The organism is Streptomonospora sp. PA3 (assembly GCF_009728995.1).
In the GTDB taxonomy this organism is placed as follows: domain Bacteria; phylum Actinomycetota; class Actinomycetes; order Streptosporangiales; family Streptosporangiaceae; genus Streptomonospora.
On the sequence record NZ_VTZW01000003.1, the window covers coordinates 554,998 to 575,506 of the forward strand.

18 protein-coding genes and 1 rRNA gene are annotated in these 20,509 nt (G+C 72.8%); 16 read left to right on the forward strand and 3 right to left on the reverse strand.

Annotated elements, in window-relative coordinates:
* The first annotated feature begins 1 nt into the window (after nucleotide 1).
* The 6 genes from FZ103_RS24805 to FZ103_RS02790 all read left to right on the forward strand — a co-directional run bounded on the left by FZ103_RS24805 (nucleotide 2) and on the right by FZ103_RS02790 (nucleotide 9,679).
* Nucleotides 2-172: a hypothetical protein gene (locus FZ103_RS24805; RefSeq protein WP_186355715.1), complete on the forward strand. Its 171-nt coding sequence runs from the start codon at nucleotides 2-4 to the stop codon at nucleotides 170-172.
* 119 nt (nucleotides 173-291) lie between these two features.
* Entirely contained in the window at nucleotides 292-2,010 is a 1,719-nt protein-coding gene (locus FZ103_RS02770) for a DEAD/DEAH box helicase (protein WP_155998439.1), read from the forward strand.
* A gap of 2,339 nt (nucleotides 2,011-4,349) precedes the next feature.
* Entirely contained in the window at nucleotides 4,350-5,411 is a 1,062-nt protein-coding gene (locus tag FZ103_RS02775) for a zinc metalloprotease (RefSeq protein WP_255429692.1), read from the forward strand.
* Nucleotides 5,412-5,654: 243 nt separating this feature from the next.
* Complete coding sequence (locus FZ103_RS02780) at nucleotides 5,655-7,580, forward strand: serine/threonine-protein kinase (RefSeq protein WP_155998441.1); 1,926 nt, start codon at nucleotides 5,655-5,657, stop codon at nucleotides 7,578-7,580.
* Between the two features lie 91 nt (nucleotides 7,581-7,671).
* Complete coding sequence (locus FZ103_RS02785; protein ID WP_155998443.1) at nucleotides 7,672-8,682, forward strand: tryptophan--tRNA ligase; 1,011 nt, start codon at nucleotides 7,672-7,674, stop codon at nucleotides 8,680-8,682.
* A 220-nt stretch (nucleotides 8,683-8,902) separates the two neighbouring features.
* Entirely contained in the window at nucleotides 8,903-9,679 is a 777-nt protein-coding gene (locus tag FZ103_RS02790) for an FkbM family methyltransferase (protein WP_155998445.1), read from the forward strand.
* Nucleotides 9,680-9,766: 87 nt separating this feature from the next.
* On the opposite strand, the gene FZ103_RS02795 is transcribed toward FZ103_RS02790, so the two are convergent.
* Together FZ103_RS02795 and FZ103_RS02800 are read right to left on the reverse strand one after the other, a co-directional pair.
* Nucleotides 9,767-10,342: an isochorismatase family protein gene (locus FZ103_RS02795; RefSeq protein WP_155998447.1), complete on the reverse strand. Its 576-nt coding sequence runs from the start codon at nucleotides 10,340-10,342 to the stop codon at nucleotides 9,767-9,769.
* 130 nt (nucleotides 10,343-10,472) lie between these two features.
* Nucleotides 10,473-11,789, reverse strand: coding sequence for a nicotinate phosphoribosyltransferase (locus FZ103_RS02800; protein ID WP_155998449.1), 1,317 nt, complete (start codon nucleotides 11,787-11,789; stop codon nucleotides 10,473-10,475).
* Nucleotides 11,790-12,019: 230 nt separating this feature from the next.
* Between FZ103_RS02800 and clpS the strand changes: the two genes are divergently transcribed.
* From clpS to FZ103_RS02835, 7 genes are all read left to right on the forward strand, one after another.
* A complete protein-coding gene (gene clpS, locus FZ103_RS02805) occupies nucleotides 12,020-12,310 on the forward strand; it encodes an ATP-dependent Clp protease adapter ClpS (protein WP_155998451.1) in 291 nt (96 codons plus the stop codon).
* Nucleotides 12,311-12,387: 77 nt separating this feature from the next.
* Nucleotides 12,388-12,951, forward strand: a complete 564-nt coding sequence (locus FZ103_RS02810) for a DUF2017 domain-containing protein (RefSeq protein ID WP_155998453.1) — start codon at nucleotides 12,388-12,390, stop codon at nucleotides 12,949-12,951.
* Nucleotides 12,952-13,015: 64 nt separating this feature from the next.
* The gene (locus FZ103_RS02815) at nucleotides 13,016-13,438 is read left to right on the forward strand and encodes a Mov34/MPN/PAD-1 family protein (RefSeq protein WP_155998455.1); all 423 of its coding nucleotides are present in this window, start codon (nucleotides 13,016-13,018) and stop codon (nucleotides 13,436-13,438) included.
* A 201-nt stretch (nucleotides 13,439-13,639) separates the two neighbouring features.
* Nucleotides 13,640-13,918, forward strand: coding sequence for a MoaD/ThiS family protein (locus FZ103_RS02820; protein WP_155998458.1), 279 nt, complete (start codon nucleotides 13,640-13,642; stop codon nucleotides 13,916-13,918).
* 8 nt (nucleotides 13,919-13,926) lie between these two features.
* Complete coding sequence (locus FZ103_RS02825) at nucleotides 13,927-14,874, forward strand: PLP-dependent cysteine synthase family protein (protein WP_155998461.1); 948 nt, start codon at nucleotides 13,927-13,929, stop codon at nucleotides 14,872-14,874.
* Nucleotides 14,875-15,010: 136 nt separating this feature from the next.
* On the forward strand, nucleotides 15,011-15,820 hold the full coding sequence (locus FZ103_RS02830) for a thioesterase family protein (RefSeq protein WP_155998464.1): 810 nt from the start codon (nucleotides 15,011-15,013) through the stop codon (nucleotides 15,818-15,820).
* Between the two features lie 226 nt (nucleotides 15,821-16,046).
* A complete protein-coding gene (locus tag FZ103_RS02835) occupies nucleotides 16,047-16,817 on the forward strand; it encodes an MBL fold metallo-hydrolase (RefSeq protein ID WP_186355716.1) in 771 nt (256 codons plus the stop codon).
* A gap of 114 nt (nucleotides 16,818-16,931) precedes the next feature.
* Here FZ103_RS02835 and FZ103_RS02840 read toward each other — a convergent pair whose 3' ends face one another.
* Nucleotides 16,932-17,717 carry a hypothetical protein gene (locus FZ103_RS02840; RefSeq protein WP_155998467.1) on the reverse strand — a complete coding sequence of 262 codons (786 nt, stop codon included), beginning with the start codon at nucleotides 17,715-17,717 and terminating at the stop codon, nucleotides 16,932-16,934.
* Nucleotides 17,718-17,918: 201 nt separating this feature from the next.
* Between FZ103_RS02840 and rph the strand changes: the two genes are divergently transcribed.
* The 3 genes from rph to FZ103_RS02855 all read left to right on the forward strand — a co-directional run.
* Nucleotides 17,919-18,638: a ribonuclease PH gene (rph, locus tag FZ103_RS02845; protein WP_155998470.1), complete on the forward strand. Its 720-nt coding sequence runs from the start codon at nucleotides 17,919-17,921 to the stop codon at nucleotides 18,636-18,638.
* On the forward strand, nucleotides 18,635-19,282 hold the full coding sequence (gene rdgB, locus FZ103_RS02850; protein WP_155998473.1) for an RdgB/HAM1 family non-canonical purine NTP pyrophosphatase: 648 nt from the start codon (nucleotides 18,635-18,637) through the stop codon (nucleotides 19,280-19,282). The genes rph and rdgB overlap by 4 nt, the downstream gene beginning before the upstream one ends.
* A gap of 754 nt (nucleotides 19,283-20,036) precedes the next feature.
* Nucleotides 20,037-20,509, forward strand: a 16S ribosomal RNA gene (locus FZ103_RS02855); the annotation flags it as partial.

Below are 20,509 nucleotides of genomic sequence, written 5' to 3' on the forward strand. Positions count from 1 at the left end.
GATGTACGCACTGATCTGGCGCGCCATCCCCGGCCCCTGGCCGGTGAAGCTGCTGGTGGCGCTGGCGCTGGTGGCGGGTGCCGCAGCGGGGCTGTGGTACTACGTCTTCCCGGCCATCGACCCCTACATGCCCTTCAACGACGGCGCCGTCGAGACCCAGGGCGGGCCCTGAACCCCCGGGGCGCGCAGCCGCCCGGCGCCGCGACGTGACGGACGCACCAGCGGGCGCGCCGCATGCCGCCGGGCGCAGCGGGATACCCTCGTCCCCGTGAGCATCAGGGGAATCGCGGCATGACACTCGTCGACACCAACACCGAGGAGCGCCTCAGCGGTCTGCGGCAGTGGCAGCGCGAGGCCTACGAGGAGTACTTCCGCCGGGAACCGCGGGACTTCCTGGCGGTGGCCACCCCCGGCGCGGGCAAGACCACCTTCGCGCTCACCCTGGCCGCCGAGCTGCTGGCCCGCCGGGTCGTCCGCGCCGTCACGATCGTCTGCCCCACCGAGCACCTGAAGAAGCAGTGGGCCGAGGCGGCGGCCGCCTTCGACATCCCCATCGACCCCGACTTCAAGAACGGCCAGGGCGCGCTGGGCAAGCAGTACATCGGCGCCGCCGTCACCTACGCCCAGGTCGCGGCGCACCCCATGCTGCACCGCAACCGCACCGAGGCCCGCCGCACGCTGGTCGTCTTCGACGAGATCCACCACGCCGGCGACGCCCTCTCCTGGGGCGAGGCCGTGCGGGAGGCGTTCGACCCCGCGGCGCGGCGGCTGTCGCTGACGGGCACGCCCTTCCGCTCCGACGTCAACCCGATCCCGTTCGTCGACTACGTGCAGGACCACAACGGCGTACGGCGCTGCGCGTGGGACTACAGCTACGGCTACGCGCCGGCGCTGGCCGACGGCGTCGTGCGCCCCGTCATGTTCATGGCCTACTCCGGCGAGATGCGCTGGCGCACCAAGGCGGGCGACGAGCTCGCGGCCCGGCTGGGCGAGCCGCTGACCCAGGACGCGCTCGCCCAGGCGTGGCGGGCGGCCCTGGACCCCAAGGGCGACTGGATCAAGAAGGTGCTGGCCGCCGCCGACCGCCGGCTGACCGAGGTGCGCAACAGCCACCCCGACGCGGGCGGGCTGGTCGTGGCCACCGACCACGAGAACGCGCGCGCCTATGCCCGCATCCTGCGCCAGATCACGGGGCGCGGCGCGACCGTGGTGCTGTCCGACGACCCCACCGCCAGCAAGAAGATCAAGCGGTTCGCCGAGTCCGACGACCGGTGGATGATCGCGGTGCGCATGGTCTCCGAAGGTGTGGACGTGCCCCGGCTGATGGTGGGGGTCTATGCCACCACCACCAGCACGGCCCTGTTCTTCGCCCAGGTCGTGGGCCGCTTCGTGCGGGTGCGCCGGCGCGGCGAGCTGGCCTCGGTGTTCCTGCCCTCGGTGCCCACGCTGCTGGAGTACGCCGGAGAGATGGAGCGCGAACGCGACCACGCGCTCGATCGGCCCATCCGCGAGGGCGACTTCGACCCCGAGCAGGACATGGTCGACGAGGCGCGCAAGAAGCGGGACACGCCCGACGCCGGCGAGGAGATCCCCTTCGAGACCATGGAGGCCTCGGCCGAGTTCGACCGCGCCCTCTACGACGGCTCGGAGTTCGGCGGCGGCGCTCCGGACTCGCCCGAGGAGGAGGACTTCCTGGGCCTGCCCGGTCTGCTGGAGCCCGAGCAGGTCAGCCAACTGCTGCGCAAGCGCAAGGCCGAGCAGAAGGCCGGCGAGCGCAAGGCCCCCCGGCAGGAGGAGTCCGGGCCGCCGGCCCACGAGGTCATCGCCGAGCTGCGCAAGGAGCTGAACGCGCTCGTGGGGGCCTGGCACCACCGCACGGGCCAGCCGCACGGCGTGATCCACAGCGAGCTGCGCCGCGTCTGCGGCGGCCCGCCGATCGCCCAGGCCAGCGAGGAGCAGATCCGGGCGCGCATCGCCAAGATCCGCGCCTGGGCGACCGGCCGCCGCTAGGCGGCGCGAGCGCCGGTCGGTCGGCGGCCGGTGGCCCGGGGTCCGGGGTGCGGGGGGTCCGGGGCCCGCAACGGGGGCGGTGGGGTGGCGGGGGCGGCGTGGGGTGCAGCCTGTGCGGATCGGTGCGGGTGCCCGCCGGTTGCGCGTGCGACGAGGGTGGCGGGGGCGGCGCGGGGTTCGGGTCGGCGATCATCGGTTGCCGCCCTCGGATGGCCGGTCACCCGACGAGGCGGCGACGGCCGCGGATGGCTCAGCCCGCGCGGATCGGTTCGGGTGCCCGCCGGTGCGGCACGCGACGAGGGCGGCGAGGACGGCGGATGGTCGGGCCGGGCGGTCACCGGTTGCCGACGGCGCGTGGCGGGTCGCCCGACGGAGCGGCGACGGCCGCGGTGGGCTCGGGCCGCGGGGATCGGTTCGGGTGCCCGCCGGTTGAGCATGCAACGAGGGCGGCGAGGACAGCGCGGGGTTCGGGTCGGCGATCATCGGTTGCCGCCCTCGGATGGCGGGTCGCCCGACGGGGGCGGCGAGGTCGGCGGGTGGCTCGGCCCGCGGGGATCGGTTCGGGTGGGCGCCGGTGGCGCGTGCGACGGAGGCAGCGCGACCGGCGGGCATTCCGGTACGCCCCACCCACCCGCGCGCCCAACCCGAAACCCGGAACGCCCGATTTAATCTAACTCCCCAACGGCGATCTTGTACCTGTGGTCATTGTGAGCGCTAAAAAGTGACCACAGGTACAAGATCGCCGCCGCTGGGAGCGCCGATCCCGAGCATTTGCCTCCGATGTCCCGGTTCGTCCGCCGGGTCGGCTGCCGGACCGCACCCCGGACCGCGTCGAGGGTGTCGGTGGGGCCACACTCGGCGCCGAGCGTGGCCCCACCGACACCCTCGACGCGGACTCCGGACGCAGAAGCCGGACATTCGACACCTTCGGGGCGGCGGCGGGACGACGAGACGCGCCCCGCGACCGCCGGGGCGGGCTCCGGCCGCGCGGAGGGTCGTCCGCGGCGTCGAATCCTCCCGCGATGTCCGGTATGCGGGGGCGCCGGGGCGGCCCGCGCGGCCGGGATCGGCGATGATCATGGCGTTTGGACCGGGGATCCGCGCCCGAAGCGATCCAAACGCGCACCTCGTGGCACCCCGGCCGCCTTCACCGCCGCCACAGGCGGGCATTGCGGGCAAACCACCCCGGTTTCCTTCCGCATCCCGGAAGATCCGGGGTTGGGGTGCGCCGCGCAGCCCCACCGCGCACCATCGGCGGGCATCGTCGACCCGCGCAAGGCGAAATGCCCGAAACGTCCCCGACCAGACCGTCTGCAAGAACGGGAGGGGCCGCTTTCCAGGAACCCACCAGGCACCCCCTGGGGCGGCCACCAGCGAGGCTGCGGCAATGGGTGCGCCTCGCGTAGCGCGGTCACAGCTTGCCGCCGAGCGCACGCGGTTCTTCCCAGGTGGAGCCGTACCACCGGTGGCGGGCCTCCGACGCAAAGGTGCACCGCCGCTCGGCGGCAAGCTGGCGCACCGCGCTTCGCGCATCACAGCCCCATTGCCGCAACCTCCTGTGGTGACCGACTTCTTAATCAGGACGTAGGCGGCCCCCACCTCCGACCTCGCCGCCCCCGCCGGGCGACCCGCCACCCACCTTCGGCAACCGGTGACCGCCGACCCCGGCCATCCGCCGACCTCGCCGCCCCCGTCTCCCACCGCAACCGGCGGGCACCCGGACCGATCCCCGCGGGCCAAGCCCTCCGCCAACCTCGCCGCCCTCGTCGCATCCTGCACCGGCGGGCACCCGCACCGATGCGCGCGGGCTGAGCCCTTCGCCGTCCTCGCCGCCGCGTCGGGCGACCCGCCATCCGCCGCCGGCAACCGGTGACCGCCCACCCCAGCCCTCGTCGGCCGTCGCCGCCTCGTCACACGCCCAACCGGCGGGCACCCGAACCGGTGGGCGCGGGCCCAACCCCGCGCCGCCGTCGCCGCCTCGTCACACGCCCAACCGGCGGGCACCCGAACCGGTGGGCGCGGGTTGAGCCACCCGCCGTCCTCGCCGCCCGCGTCGGGCGACCAGCCATTCTCCACCGGCAACCGATGACCGCCGACCCCCGGCCCCGTCGCCGCCTCCCGTCACGTGCCGCGCCGGCGGGTGCCGGAACCGGCCGGAACCGGTGGTCGCCGACCGTGGCCAGGACTCCTGGTCGTACGAAGCCCCGTGCGCAGCCCTGCGCGCACCCCTGCACGCCCCCCCCTGTGCAGACGAGGTTTGCTCAGGAACCGGCAAACTCTTCGCAAGCTCGGGCATGCCGCAAAAGAGTAGCGTTACCGACTGACTACTGTCCGTGTCCATGGACTACGGTGGAAAATCCCTGAACAACGCCACGAGCGGCAAATCGGGAACCGCGCTGCGCCTGTGGGGCGCCCTGCTGATCGGCGCCGGCGTGATGGCGGGGGGCGCGGCGGCCGCCTCGCCCGCCGCGGCCGACGCGGTCGTCCAGCACCGCGCCGACTGCCCGCCCGAGGTCGGCCACGGGGGCGGCCACGGGGGCGGCCACGAGGGCGGCGAGCAGCCCCGCCGGGACTCCCACGGCCACCTCACCGCCGAGGAGGCCGCGGCCTACGAGCGCGAACTGCGCGACGCCCTGCGCGACCAGCAGGGCCCGCAGACGCAGGACTCCCAGCAGGAGCCCACGGTCGCCGTGGCGGTGCACATCGTGCACGCCGAGGACGGTACGGGCGACCTCGCCGACAGCACCGTCAAGGACCAGATCGCAGTGCTGGGCAAGGCGTTCGGGGGCGGCTTCTCCGGCGTCGACACCGGATTCGGCTTCCGGCTGGCCGAGATCGACCGCACCGCGAACGACGCCTGGTTCCAGGACTTCCAGGCCCACGAAAGCGAGATCAAGGCCGAGCTGCGCCAGGGCGGGGCCGCGACGCTCAACCTCTACATCACCAATATGGGCGAGGGCATCCTGGGCCAGGCCACCTTTCCCCAGGACTACGAGGACGATCCCCAGAACGACGGCGTGGTCGTGGACTACCGCACCGTCCCCGGCGGCGGGCGCGAGGGCTTCGACCTCGGCTACACCGCCGTCCACGAGGTCGGCCACTGGCTCGGCCTCTTCCACACCTTCCAGAACGGGTGCACCGATCCCGGGGACTACGTCGACGACACCCCGTACGAGGCCGAGCGGTCCTCCGGCTGCCCCGAAGGCCGCGACACCTGCCCCGACCGCCCCGGCGACGACCCGGTGCACAACTTCATGGACTACAGCGACGACCGGTGCCTGAACAACTTCACCGCAGGCCAGGACCGGCGCATGGACGAGCACTGGACCGCCTTCCGCGCCGAGCAGGCCCGCGACCAGCAGGACCCGCGGCAGTCGCCGGATCCGCTGCTCCGCCGGTAGCGCCCCGGTGGAAGCGGCCGTGCGCCCCGGAGTGCCCAGACCAGGGCCGCTCCGGGGCGCACCGCTGTGCGCCGCCGGAAGCCGGGGGCGAAGCGGCGGCTTTCGCCCCCGGCGGCGCGCGCATGAGGCCGCAACCGGTCAGGGGGCGGCGGCGTCCCCGGCGGGAGGGCGGGGTATGCCCTGGGCGATCTCCGGCGCGCACCCCGCACACGGCGCCGACCCAGGCCGAGCAGACGGATCCCCATGGCAACCTCCCCTCCGCCCCAGCCCCCGCCCTCCGACGACGCGCACGCCACAGCCCGGCCGCACTCCCGCGGACACACCGGGCCCTCCGCACTGCCGGCCGGGTTCACGCCGCTGGAGCCCGGCGACCCCGCCTCGGTCGGCCCGTTCCGGCTGGTCGGGCGCATCGGCTCCGGCGGTATGGGCGCGGTCTACGGCGCGCTGGACGACTCCGGCCGGCACATCGCGCTCAAGGTGATCCACCCCCGCCACGCCCAGGACCCCGCCTACCGCGCGAACTTCGCCCGCGAAGCCGAACTGCTCGCCCGGGTCGACGCCGAGTGCGCCCCCGGCTTCCTCGGCGCCGACACCTCCGCGCCGCTGCCGTGGCTGGCCACCGAGTTCGTGCAGGGCGACACCCTGAGCCGGCACACCGCCCACCGCGGCCCGCTCGACGGCACGGCGCTGACGGCGTTCGCCGCAGGCACCGCCGAGGCGCTGGCGACCGTGCACGCCGCCGGAATCGTGCACCGCGACATCAAACCCGCCAACGTCATCCTCGGCACCGGCGGTCCCCGCGTCATCGACTTCGGCATCGCGCGGGCCCTCGACGACACCGGCCCCGAAGAGGGCGTCTACGGCACGCCGGGGTGGGTGGCCCCCGAACGCCTCGGCGGAGCCGCCGCCACCGCGGCCGCCGACGTGTTCGCCTGGGGCGCGCTGGTCGTACACGCCGCCACCGGCCACGGCCCCTTCGGCTCGGGCGACGTCGAGACCCTGCTCAGGCGCACCCGCGAGGGCCGGTTCGACGTCGACGGCGTGCCCGAGGACCTGCTGCCGCTGGTGCTCCGGGCGCTTTCGGCCGATCCGGCCGAGCGGCCCTCGGCGACCGAGGCGTTCGAGGAGGTCCTGCGGCTTCCCGCCGCGCGGTCCCTCGCAGCCCGAGCCGAGGCCGTCGGAGCCGGGTCCGGGGCCCGCGACCGGCTGCGCGCTCTGCTGGGGGCGGTCTGGCGGGGCTTCGGCACCACCGGACGCGGCGCGGGCCCGTGGGTGGCCGCGGCCGCCGTCCTCACCGCCTCCGCCGCCGCAGCGGGCGGAGGGTCGGCGGCCGCGGGAGGCGCCGCCGCGGGGAGCGCCGCGGGAGCGTCCGCCGCCGGCGGCGCCGGTGCGGCGGGTGCCGCGGGGGCCGGAGCCGCCGGTGCGGGCACCGTCGCGGGAATGAGCAAGGGCGTCGCCATGGCGGCGGCCGGAGCGACCGCCGCCGCGGTGGTCGGCGGCGGCTGGGTGGCCGGGAGGGTGCTCACCGACCAGCCGCTGCTGCCCGGCGCCCAGGCCGAGGCGTCGCCGAGCCCCACGGCCTCACCCTCGCCCAGCGAACCGGCGTACCCCCAGCAGGTGGAGTTCCGGTCGATGACGGTCGGCTTCCCCGCGGACTGGAACGTGCAGCGCGTCCAGGACGACTTCGCCTACCTGCCCGACGACCCCTCCATGCCGGGGGAGTGGGTGGCCGTCTTCCCCGGCGGCGGCTCCTGCGACACCGAGCTCACCTGGACCACGGTCAGCACCGAGGGCTGCGAGCACATCAAGATCCTGGGCCCCCAGGGCATCGACCGCGGCGGCCCCGGCCTCGCGCCCGTCGACGAGCAGACCTACTACATACCCAGCACCGACGTCCCCCCGTGTCCCGAAGGGGTCGAACTCGCGCCCTTCGACCGCACCCAGGCCGAGAGCGGGCCCACCGACGACATCCCCACCGCGCCCATCGGCGGACTCGACGCCTACTACAACGAGTTCGCGGTGCCCTGCTACAACCTGGAGACCAACGCCTTCGACACCACCTACACCCAGCGCCTGTGGCTGCTGCCCGACTCCGGCATCCTGGTCGTCGACAACGTCGGTGTCCCCGAACTCGGCGACATGCTGGCCCGGGCGCAGACGGGCGGATAGCGGAGCGAGCGCTCGGCGCCCCGGCCGCCCGCCGTCCACAGGGCGGCGGCGGGCGCCGGATGCGGCGCCGCGCGCCGATAAACTCGGCGGCATGGCAGCGACCAAGACCTACCTGACGGGCATCCAGACCTCCGGCATGCCCCATCTCGGCAACTACTACGGCGCGATCCAGCCCGCGCTGGCCGCCGCCGAGTCCAACGACACCCTGTACTTCCTCGCCGACTACCACTCGCTGAACTCGGTCAAGGACCCGGCGAAGCTGCGCGAGGACATCCGGTCGGTCGCCGCCACCTGGCTCGCCTGCGGGCTCGACCCCGAGCGCACGGTGCTCTACCGCCAGTCCGGCGTCCCCGAGGTCTTCGAGCTGGCCACCATCCTGGCCAGCGTCACCGCCAAGGGGCTGATGAACCGGGCGCACGCCTACAAGGCCGCCCGCGACCGCAACGAGGCCGCGGGCAGCACCGAACTCGACGCCGGGATCAACATGGGGCTGTTCAACTACCCCATCCTCATGGCCGCCGACATCCTGGTCATGGAGACCGACGTCGTTCCGGTCGGCCGCGACCAGGCCCAGCACATCGAGTACACCGCCGACATCGCCCGCGCGTTCAACCACCTCTACGGCGAGCACTACAGCTTCCCGATCCCCGAGGGCGCCTACCCGCAGGGCGAGGGCAGCATCCTGCCGGGCATCGACGGCCGCAAGATGAGCAAGTCCTACGACAACCACATCCCGCTCTTCATGCCGGAGAACAAGCTCAAGAAGCTGATCCGGCGCATCCCCACCGACTCCACCCCCGTGGAGGAGCCCAAGGACCCCGACACCTCCGTGCCCTTCCAACTGCTGGCCTACTTCGCCGATGCCGAGCGCACCGAGGGCGTCCGCAAGCGCCTGGAGGCCGGGGGCATGGGCTGGGGCGAGCTGAAGAACGAGCTGTTCGAGGAGATCAACAGCCGGTTCGGCCCGATGCGGGAGCGCTACGACGAGCTCGTGGCACCCGGAAGCGACCTCGACGACATCCTGGAGGCCGGCGCGCAGCGCGCCCGCCGCCGCGCGAGCGCCACCCTGGCCAAGGTGCGCCGCGCGATCGGTATCGACTAGGTCGCGTTCAAGACCGGCGGGGCGCCGCTTTCCAGGAATCCCCCGGGTGCCACCTGGGGCGGCCGCCATCGGGGTTGCGGCAATGGGCGCGGTTCGCGCATCAGGCCCCATCGCCGCAGCGCGCGGTGGCGTCCGATTTTTTGAACAGGACGTAGCATTGGTCGGCGCGTCGCCCGTGCGGCCGCTCCGGTCCGACCACCACAGGTTTCTGCGAGGGCGCATGACCTCTGACTCGCTCCGGCCGACCGGCCCCGCCGGCCCACCGGGAGTGCGCGCGGTCGCCGCGGTGCTGCGCGGCATCTCCCCGCACGCGTTCTTCATCGAACGCGAGATCGCCGGGCTCGCCGAGGTGGTCCGCCCCGGACACGTATGCCTGGACATCGGCGCCGAGTACGGCCTCTACACGTTCACGCTCGCCGACCTCGTCGGACCCGCCGGGCGCGTCTGCGCGATCGAACCGCTGCCCGGCCCCGCATCGTTCCTGCGCACCGCCGTGCGCACGCTCGGCGCCGGCAACGTCCGCGTGCTGCGGCGCGCAGTCGGCGCCGAGGACGGCGCCGGCACGCTCAGCCTGCCGCTGCGCCGCGGCCTGCCCGTGCACGGCCGCGCGTTCCTGACGACCGGGGCACGCGGGGTGGGGCCCAACGCCGAGTTCCGCGCCCGGCGCAGCGTCGCCGCGCGCGTCACCACCCTCGACTCCCTGGTCGCCGAGCTCGGGCTGGACCGGATCGACTTCATCAAGGCCGACGTCGAAGGCGCCGAGCTGGCCGTCCTCGACGGCGGCCCGGCGACCCTGCGCGACCACCGGCCGGCGCTGCTGGTGGAGATCGAGGACCGCCACCTGGCCAAGTACGGCGCCCGCGCCGCCGACCTCGTCGAGCGGCTCGCCGGCCTGGGGTACGGCATGCGCGTGCGGGTGGCCGGAGCCTGGCGGAGGGCCGACCGGGTCCGCGAAGGCCACCGCAACTACCTGTTCACCGCCGAACCCGGCGCCTGATCCCGGCGACGGCGCGAGGCCGCTGCGCCGCCCCGGATCGGGCGCGGCCGATCCGGAGCGGCGGGCACTCGCCGCACCCGCCGCCCCTCACGCCGCGACGACCGGCTCGCCCTCCAAGCGCACGCCGCGCTCGGCCATGCCCGCGCGGGCGGCGTCGGTGGTCTCCCGCGAGACCCCCGCGGTCAGCCCCAGCAGCACCCGGGTGTCGAACCCGGCCGCCGCCGCGTCCAGGGCCGTCGCCCGCACGCAGTGGTCGGTGGCGATGCCCACGATGTCGACCCCGGTGGCGCCCGTGTCGCGCAGCCACTGCTCCAGGCGCCGGCTGTCGTCGGTCTCGCCCTCGAATCCGCTGTAGCCGGAGCTGTACTGGCCCTTGCGGAAGACGGTGTCGACGCCCGCGGTGTCGAACCGGGGGTGGAAGTCGGCGCCGGGGGTGCCCGCGACGCAGTGCGGGGGCCAGCTGTCGACGAAGTCGGGATTGTCGGAGAAGTGGGGGCCGGGGTCGATGTGGTGGTCGCGGGTGGCCGCGATCCCGGCGTACTCGCCGCGGTGCTCGGCGATGTAGCGCGACACCTCCGCGGCCACCGCGGCGCCCCCGGCGACGGCCAGCGCCCCGCCCTCGCAGAAGTCGTTCTGCACGTCGACGACGATCAATGCCCGCATGGCGGTGCCTCCTTCCACCGGGCGGGCCGCTGCGCGGCGGGGATCCCGGCGCCGGCGGCGTCCGCCGGTCCCCGGCGCAGCGGCCGCACCCGAGTCTGCCTGTGCTCTTCCTGCCCGCGGTGCGGCGGGTTCAGACCTGGGCCGGGTCCTCGAAGCGCGTCGGGATGACGGGCTCGGCCCGGTGCATGCGGTGGACGGTCTCGGGGAGTTCGGCGATGGCGCGGGTGTGGCGCTCGCGCGCCTCCTCCAGCGGTTCGCGGCCCACGACCTCGCCGCCGGCGACCAGCCGCCGCAGCAGCGGACGCAGCCGCGGCTCCTGCCGGGGCTCCTTCTCGTGGACGAACTCGGCGTCGGCGGTGCCGGCCGCGTCCAGCCGCCGCGACGCCCACTTGCGCCCGCCCCGGCTGGGCTTGCCCACCGAGCGCTTGGCGACGGGCATCAGCTCGCCGCCGCCGGATGCGCCGGTGGAGCGGGCGACGAGCTTGTAGACCAGCGAAGCCGTGGGCGCGCCCGACCCCGTCACCAGCGCGGTCCCGACCCCGTAGCCGTCGGCCGGCGCCACGGCGAGGGCCTGAATGGCGTGCTCGTCGAGGTCGCCGGTGACGATGACGCGGGTGTCGGCGGCGCCCAGGCCGTCCAGCTGCTCGCGCACCCGGAAGGCGGTCTTGCTGAGGTCGCCGGAGTCGACGCGCACCCCGCCCAGCCGGGAACCGCCCAGCTCCACGGCGGTGCGCACGGCCTCCTCCACGTCGAAGGTGTCCACCAGCAGCGTGGTGTCGCCGCCCAGGGCCCGCAGCTGCGCCTCGAACGCCTCGCGCTCGGTGTCGTGCACCAGCACGAACGCGTGCGCGCTGGTTCCCGCCGTGGGGATACCGAAGCGGCGGCCGGCCTCCAGGTTGGAGGTCGAGGCGAACCCCGTCAGGTAGGCGGCCCGGGCCGCGGCCACCGCCGACATCTCGTGCGTGCGCCGCGAGCCCATCTCGATCATGGGCCTGCCGCCGGCCGCCAGGGTCATGCGCGAGGCGGCCGAGGCGATGGCACTGTCGTGGTTGTAGATCGACAGCGCGATGGTCTCCAGCAGCACGGACTCGGCGAAGGTGCCCTCGACCACGAGGATCGGCGAGCCGGGGAAGTAGCAGTCGCCCTCGCCGTAGCCCCACACGTCGCCGGAGAAGCGGTAGTCGGCGAGCCACTGCAGGGTGGCGTCGTCCAGGCCCCCGGCGTCGGCGAGGTAGTCCAGGGCCGCCGAGTCGAAGCGGAACCGCTCCAGGGCGTCCAGGAACCGCCCGGTGCCGGCGACGACTCCGTACCCGCGGTTCTCGGGGAGCCGACGGGCGAACATCTCGAACACGGTCCGCCGGTTCGCGGCCCCGCTTTGCAGGGCCCCTTGCAGCATCGTCAGCTCGTACCGGTCGGTGAGGAGCGCGCTGCTCGCATCGTCGGTCATAGCGGACCAGCCTAGTTTGCGACTCTCGGGAGAAAAACGGGACACCTGCTATGACACTGCCCACGAGAACCGCCCTCCAACAGTGGCACCATGGAGGGGAGCGGGGCGGAAACCCGCGGCGGCGGCCGAGCGTTGCCCACGGCGAAGGGTTTCGTGTGCGGGAGCGCCGCGCGGCGGCCGACCCGCGCGGGCGAGCCGCAGCGGCGGACGAGGAAGCAGGTGAACCACCCATGAGTACGGCGCCGGTCGAGCTGGAGCGGCCGGAGACCGAGGGGCACGTACAGCCGGATCTCCCCTGGGTGACGATCGTCTGGAACGATCCGGTCAACCTGATGTCGTATGTGACCTACGTCTTCCAGACCGTCTTCGGCTACCCCAGGAGCAAGGCCCACTCCCTCATGCTCGACGTGCACCACAAGGGCCGCGCGGTCGTCTCCAGCGGCAGCCGCGAGGAGATGGAGCGCGACGTCTCCATTCTGCACGAGTACGGGCTGTGGGCCACCCTGCAGCAGGACAAGTAGCGCCGCGCGCGCCCGCGCCGGATGCGGGTGCGCGCGCGGACGGACGACGAAGCCAGGCGGAACGGCGGAGCTCCCAGATGACACGAGGATTCCAAGCCGTCGGCGGCGGCGTGGCCATCGACCTCGACCCCGACGACGCCGAGATCCTGCGGGCCATGGCCGGCCTCGTGCTCGAACTGGTCGATCCGCCGCCCGAGAAGGACGAGTTCGAGCGGATCGTCGGCATCGGCACCAGCACCGAGAAACCCGACGACCCCGTCCTGGCGCGGCTGTTCCCCGACGCCTACAGCGGCGACGAGGCCGACTCCTCGGCCGACTTCCGGCGCTACACCGAGGACGGCCTGCGCCTGCACAAGCGCGAGAACGCCCGGTCCCTGATGGAGGCGCTGCCCGCCTCCGGCGGCGGCCGGGTCGAGTTGGACCTCGGCACCGCCCACGCGTGGATGAAGTCGCTGAACGACGTCCGCCTGGCCCTGGGCACCCGGTTGGGCATCGACGAGGAGACCCAGGAGGCCTACCAGCGCGGCGAGGCCGCGGTACCCGAGGCCGACGCCACCGCGATGCACCTCTACGACTGGCTGGGCGTGCTGCAGGAAAGCCTGGTCCAGGCGCTGTTCGACGCCCAGCGGCACAGCGGCTGAACGGCCCGCGACAAGCCATACCCAGTGGGTGGGTAGGGAAATTTCCTGGGCTAGGCTGAGTCCCATGCTGAGGATCAACCGCGCGATCTACGACAGGATCGTCGCCCACGCGCGCCGCGACCACCCCGACGAGGCGTGCGGCGTCGTCGCCGGCCCGGAGGGCACCGACCGGCCCGAGCGGTTCATCGAGATGGCCAACGCCGAGCGCTCCCCGACGTTCTACCGGTTCGACTCCAAGGAGCAGCTCAAGGTCTGGCGGGAGATGGACGACCGCGACGAGGAACCCGTGGTCATCTACCACTCCCACACCGCCACCGAGGCCTACCCCTCACGCACCGACATCTCCTACGCCTCCGAACCCAACGCCCACTACGTGCTGGTCTCCACCCGCGATCCGCAAACCGAGGAGTTCCGCTCCTACCGCATCGTGGACGGAGAGGTGACCGAAGAGCCGGTCGAGGTGGTCGAGACCGAACACGCCTCCTAGAAGGCGCAGGCCCGCCGCCGCTCGGATCGGACCCGGCCCGCCGGGGGCGCCGCGGCGCGGAATCAGCGGCGGGGCCCTCCTGTTGGAAACCAGAGGCGAAGGAGTGCGCGCCCGCGCGCGGTCCCCGCGGGTGCTGCGGCCGGCTCCGCATGCCCGCGACACCACACAGACGCAGACGTCCACACGCTACGGAGAACTCTCATGGCCATCGAGGTCCGCATCCCCACCATCCTGCGCAACCTGACCGGCGACGCCAAGGCGGTCGAGGGCGAGGGCTCCTCCCTCGGCGAGCTCATCACCGACCTCGACAAGCGCCACCCCGGTCTGCAGGAGCGCCTGGTCGACGACGGCAAGCTGCGCCGGTTCATCAACGTCTACCTCAACGACGAGGACGTCCGCTTCCTGGGCGGGCTGGAGGCCCCGGTCGCCGACGGCGACACCGTCACGATCCTGCCCGCGGTCGCGGGCGGCATGCGCTGACCGCCGCTATGCGATTCGACTCCCTGCTGGACTCCCTGGGCCGCACCCCGCTGGTGGGCCTGCCCCGGCTCTCGCCCTCGCCCGGCGTGCGGCTGTGGGCCAAGCTGGAGGACCGCAACCCCACCGGCTCGATCAAGGACCGCGCCGCCTTCTACATGATCGAGCAGGCCGAGAAGGACGGGCTGCTGACCCCGGGCTGCACCATCCTGGAGCCGACCTCCGGCAACACCGGGATCTCCCTGGCCATGGTCGCCAAGCTGCGCGGCTACCGCATGGTCTGCGTGATGCCGGAGAACACCTCGGCCGAACGGCGCCAGCTGCTGGAGATGTGGGGCGCGCGGATCCACTACTCCCCGGCCGAGGGCGGCTCCAACGAGGCGGTGCGGGTGGCCAAGGGCATGGCCGCCGAGCACCCCGACTGGGTCATGCTCTACCAGTACGGCAATCCGGCCAACGCGCGCGCCCACTACGAGACCACCGGGCCCGAACTCCTGGCCGACCTGCCCGAGATCACGCATTTCGTGGCCGGCCTGGGCACCACCGGAACGCTCATGGGGGTGGGCCGCTACCTGCGCGAGCAGCGGCCCGGCATCAAGATCGTGGCGGCCGAGCCCCGCTACGGCGAGCTCGTCTACGGACTGCGCAACCTCGACGAGGGGTTCGTTCCCGAGCTCTACGACGAGTCGGTGCTCACCACGCGGTTCTCCGTGCCCTCCGACGCCGCGCTCAAGCGCACCCGCGAACTGCTGGAGAACGAGGGCATCTTCGCCGGCATCTCCACCGGCGGTGCGCTGCATGCGGCGATGGGCATGGCCGCCAAGGCGGCCAAGGCCGGCGAGGAGGCCGACATCGCCTTCGTCATCGCCGACGCCGGCTGGAAGTACCTGTCCACCGGCGCCTACGAGGGCACCCTGGAAGAGGCCGAGAAGCGCATCGAAGGCCAGCTCTGGGCGTAGGGCGCGGTTGACGCCGACGCCGCCGAATCGGGCGAGCGGGCGGGCACCCGGGCGAGAGCCGGGTACCCGCCCGCGTGCACCCGCCCGGACCAGGGGCGGCTGCGCGGACCGAAACGCCGTTCGGTTCAATGGGCCCATGACCCGATTCGACACCGCCACCGCCGTCTCCCCCTCATCCGAGGGCCGCTTCACCGCCGACCTCGACCCCGGGTACCTCATCGGCAAGGCGATGAACGGCGGCTACCTCATGGCCGTCATGCAGCGCGCCGCCCTGGAGGCGGCACCCCATCCGCACGCCGTCTCCTCGTCGTTCCACTTCATGCGCCCCGCCGCGGCCGGGACCGCCGAGATCGAGACCGACGTGCTCAAGGCCGGACGCACCGTCGCCACCGTGCGCGTCACCCTCCGCCAGGAGGGCAAGGCGTGCGTGACCGGGACCATCGCCACCGCCGAACTCGACGCCGGCGCGGTCCCCGACTACGCCGCGCCCGCGCCGCAGGTGCCGCCCGTCTCCGAGTGCCGCCGCTACGACCCCCGCGCCGACGTCGAGAACGCCCCCGCCTTCACCCGCCGCGTCGCCCAGTTCTACACCGAGGAGTCCTGGCAGCGGCTGCTCGGCCGCGCCCCCGAGCCCGTCCCCGACCTGTCCGGCCACGTGCACATCAGCGAGGAGGACGGCGGTCCCGCCGCCGACGACCCCGCACTGTTCCTCCCGCTGGCCGTGGACGCCCTGCCGCCCGTCGTCACCGTCTTCGGCACCTGGCGCTGGGCGCCCACCGTCGAGCTCACCTGGCACATGCGCGCCGTCCCTCAGCCCGGCCCGCTGACCTTCCGCGCCCGCGCGGGAGCCGTCAACGACGGCTGGTTCGACGAAACGGTGGACGTGTGGGACGTGAAGGGAACGCTCGTGGCGCAGAGCCGCCAGCTCGCGCGCGCCGGACGGTAGCAGGCGGGTGTAATACCGCTTTGACCGGGGAAGACACGGTTCGTTGGTAATTGTGAACTACTCACATGTGACTCAACACGCGTGAGACTCGGCCCACATTCGGTACCGCCGGTGCGGTGATTGGGGTAGACCCGTAACACGGAGAACACGCAGCGGCCCACCTCGCGATACACCGGCTTCACGTGTGCGTCTCCGCGGAGGCACCCCATCGAAAAGGCAATGCACCGTGCGACTCACCATCATCGGCTCTTCGGGAAGCTTCCCCGGCCCGGCCAGCCCCGCTTCCTGCTACCTGGTGGAGGCCGACGGATTCCGGCTCCTGCTGGACATGGGCAACGGGGCGCTCGGCGTGCTGCAGCGGCACGCCGACATCTACGGGATCGACGCCGTCTACCTCAGCCACCTGCACGCGGACCACTGCTTCGACCTCTGCTCCTACTGGGTCGCGCGCACCTATCCCCACGGGGGCCCGAAACCCCCGATCCCCGTCTACGGCCCGCCCGGCGTGGCCGACCGCATGGCCGAGGCCTACGGGCTGGAGCCCGACCCCGGCATGCGCGAGACCTTCGACTTCCGCGAGCTGGCTCCCGGTGAGATCGCCATCGGCCCGATGACCGCGCGCCTGGACCGGGTGAACCACCCCGTCGACGCGTTCGGCATCCGCCTGGAGCACGGGGGCAGCAGCCTCGCCTACAGCGGCGACACCGGAGCCTGCGACGAACTCGTCGAGCTCGCCGCCGGAGTCGACCTCTTCCTGTGCGAGGCGTCCTTCCACGACCACCGCGAGCACCCCAAGGACATGCACCTGACCGGCAGCGAGGCGGGCGAGCACGCCCAGCGCGCGGCCGCCCGGCGGCTGGTGCTGACCCACCTGGTGCCCTGGAACGACGACGAGTGCACCCTGTCCGAGGCGCGCACCACCTTCGACGGGCCGATCGACATCGCGCGTTCCGGCGCCGTCTACGAGGTCGGCAGCGCCGCCCTGAAACCGGTGTAGGCCGGGCGCACCGGCCGCGATGACGGGCACGCCGGCGGGGGCCGGCGTGCCGCGCTCGGCGGGCCGACCGCCGGGACGCGGATGGGGGGCGCCGGCGGCCGGACCGCCCGGTGCTCAGCCCTTCTCGGCCCCGTCCCCGTCGGGCCGGCCGCCGCCGGCGGTCCCCTGGTCGGCCTGGAGCGTGGGATCCGCCGCCTCCGGTCCGGGGGAGGCGGAGGGCGTGGCGTCCGGCTGCGGACCTTCGGCGAGGAGCTCCTGTGCCGTTGCGGCGGCGGCGTCGAGCAGTTCGCGCGTCTCGACCCGGGGGGTGTTGCTCGTGGTCGACACCAGGATCCCCGGCAGATGCAGCTTGACCCCGGAGAACATCTCGCCGCCGTCCCACTCGGCGAGGCCGCCCATCGCCGACACCGCGTCGGTGGTGAAGAACGCGGGGTCGCGCACGGCCTTCACCGGCACGTGGCCGGGGTAGGCCACCAGGCTCTTCTCCGGGGCGAACGTCACCATCACCACTTCGCTGCCCTCGTCGGGATCGAAGCCGGCCCAGGAGCATTCCAGCCGCGTTTCCGTGCGCACCTCGGTGAACTCCGGCTCCTCCAATTGGCCGATGACGCCGGCCATGTGGGCCTCGATCCCGGTGGCCGCACACGAGACCGGCAGCGGTGCCGCATCGACGCGGCGCTCCTCCACCTCCGCCTGCGCGGTGTCGGAGGTGGCCGCCGGGCCGGTCACCGCTTCGCCGCCGACCGCGGTCCAGGCCGGGGTGGGCGTGGCCGGGCTCGCCGAGGGCGACTCCTCCGAGGCCGAACCGGACTCCGGCGTGCAACCGGTGGCGGCCAGCGCGAGGACGGCCGCGCCGACTGCCCACCGCGCCCGCGACACGTCTCTCGGAACGAATCTCATCGTGTGGTGACCTCTACCATCCGGTGCGGCTCGGGCCGCCCGCGGTCCGCGACCGCGTCGGCGCCTCCCATGGTGTCACCTTCCGGACGCGAAGCGGCGCCAGGCGCCAGGACCGTAAGCCAAGGGATACCTCCGCTGCACCGGCCCTCCATGTCCGCGGAGGAGGCACGGCGGGCCGCCCGCGCAGATAGGCTTTCGCGCATGGCACGACCCGACGGACGCGCTCCGAACCAACTGCGACCCGTGACGATCACCCGCAACTGGCTGCGCCACGCGGAAGGATCCGCTCTCATCGAATTCGGCGACACCCGCGTGCTGTGCGCGGCGACGGTCGAGGACGGCGTCCCGCGCTGGCGGCGCGGCACCGGAGAGGGGTGGGTCACCGCGGAGTACGCGATGCTTCCCCGCTCCACCGACACCCGCGGCGCCCGGGAGTCGGTCAAGGGCAAGATCGGCGGCCGCACCCACGAGATCTCCCGCCTGGTGGGCCGGTCCCTGCGCGCCGTGGTCGACTTCAAGGCGATGGCCGAGCACACGGTCACCCTGGACTGCGACGTGCTCCAGGCCGACGGCGGCACCCGCACGGCGGCGATCACCGGGGCCTACGTCGCGCTGGCCGACGCCTTCAAGTACCTGCGCAAGAAGCGCAACCTGAAGAACAACCCCCTCAAGGGGTCGGTCTCGGCGGTCAGCGTCGGCATCGTCCAGGACCAGCCGCGGCTGGACCTGAACTACCTGGAGGACTCCGTCGCGCAGACGGACATGAACGTCGTGGTCACCGGCGACGGCGACTTCGTCGAGGTCCAGGGGACCGCCGAGGGCGCGCCCTTCGACCGCGCGAAGCTCGACGGCCTGCTCGACCTGGCCCTGTCCGGCTGCGCGGAGCTGACCGAACTGCAGAAGAAGGCGCTCGCGGGATGAGCGACCGCATCACGGTGGTGCTGGCCACCCGCAACGCCAAGAAGCTGCCGGAGATGCGGGCGATCCTCGGCGAAGCCGGCCTCGATGCCGACGTGGTGGGCCTGGCCGATTACCCCGATGCGCCCGAGGTCCCCGAGACGGAGGCGACCTTCGCGGGCAACGCGCTGCTGAAGGCGCGGGCGATCGCCGCGCACACGGGGCTGCCGGCGGTGGCCGACGACTCCGGGCTTCGCGTGGACGCGCTCAACGGGATGCCGGGTGTGCTGTCGGCCCGCTGGTCGGGGCGCTTCGGTACGCAGTCGGGGGACGAGGACGAGGCGAACATCGACCTGGTGCTCGACCAGCTCGCCGACACCCCTGAGGAGCGGCGCGGCGCCGAGTTCGTGGCCACGGCGGCCCTGGTGGTTCCGCGGGGGGCCGTGCCCAAGGCGCAGGAGGAGATCGAGGAGGTCGTCGAAGGCGTGCTCCGCGGTCGGCTGATCAGGGAGCGCCGCGGTGAGAACGGCTTCGGCTACGACCCGATCTTCGTGCCGGAGGGCGAGACCCGGACCACGGCCGAGATGAGCGCGGGGGAGAAGAACGCGATCAGCCATCGGGGCATCGCCTTCCGCAGGATGGCGGAGGTGCTGGCCGGACTGCTGTGACCCGCTGTGGGAAGCCGGCCGCGGCATCGGCGCGGCCGGTCGGCGAGGACCGCGTTTGGCGTATCGCCGGATCGATGGTTAAGATGAAGGGCTGACGCGGACTTCGCGGTCCGGCGGCGGCTCCGATTCGATCGGGAGCCTGTCCCGGGCCCGGTTTGCCGAGATACCGGTTCGCGACGCCCGTCGCGAGCGGGTAACCTGGACAGAGCAAGTAGCCGAGAACCGAACATCCCCGCGATGGGCGGTCGGCAGTCCGACCCGCGGACGACACGGACGCAATGCGGACGTGTTCCCAGCACTTGTCAGAGTCTCCTACCGAACGCCGCCGAATCCGGGGTCCGGTTTCGGGAATGGACGGTGCGGACCGCATGTTGGATGAACGCAGCGTTTAACGGCCCTAGGCGAATTCGCCGATTTGGTGGGTTTGCGGGGGTCCTGATAACGTGAAGGCATAACACAGCGGATCGGTTCCCGCCCCGGGATTTCACCGGGAACGGGGTTCGGATCCGCGGGGAGATTCCGTCTCTTGGGAAGAGCCTGGGGAGCCTGCCGGTTGGCGGGTTCGGGCTTGTGCCGGATGAGCGGTTGCTTCTTGAGAACTCAACAGCGCGTGTTCAACTTTGTGCCAAGTTTGTTTTGGCCCCGTGGGACCAGCCCCTCTGTGTGGGGTGTGGTTCCGGGGTTCCTTTGATGGGCCCGGGTTTGATCCTGCTTTTCGGGTGGGTTTTTCCGGGTCGTGTCAGGGTTCAGACCTTTGATGGAGAGTTTGATCCTGGCTCAGGACGAACGCTGGCGGCGTGCTTAACACATGCAAGTCGAGCGGTAAGGCCCTTCGGGGTACACGAGCGGCGAACGGGTGAGTAACACGTGAGCAACCTGCCCCCGACTCCGGGATAAGCCGGGGAAACCCGGTCTAATACCGGATAGGACGCCCTGTCGCATGGCGGGGTGTGGAAAGGTTTCTTTCCGGTCGGGGAGGGGCTCGCGGCCTATCAGCTTGTTGGTGGGGTGATGGCCTACCAAGGCGATTACGGGTAGCCGGCCTGAGAGGGCGACCGGCCACACTGGGACTGAGACACGGCCCAGACTCCTGCGGGAGGCAGCAGTGGGGAATATTGCGCAATGGGCGGAAGCCTGACGCAGCGACGCCGCGTGGGGGATGACGGCCTTCGGGTTGTAAACCTCTTTTACCACTGACGCAGGCCCGTGCTTTTGTGCGGGTTGACG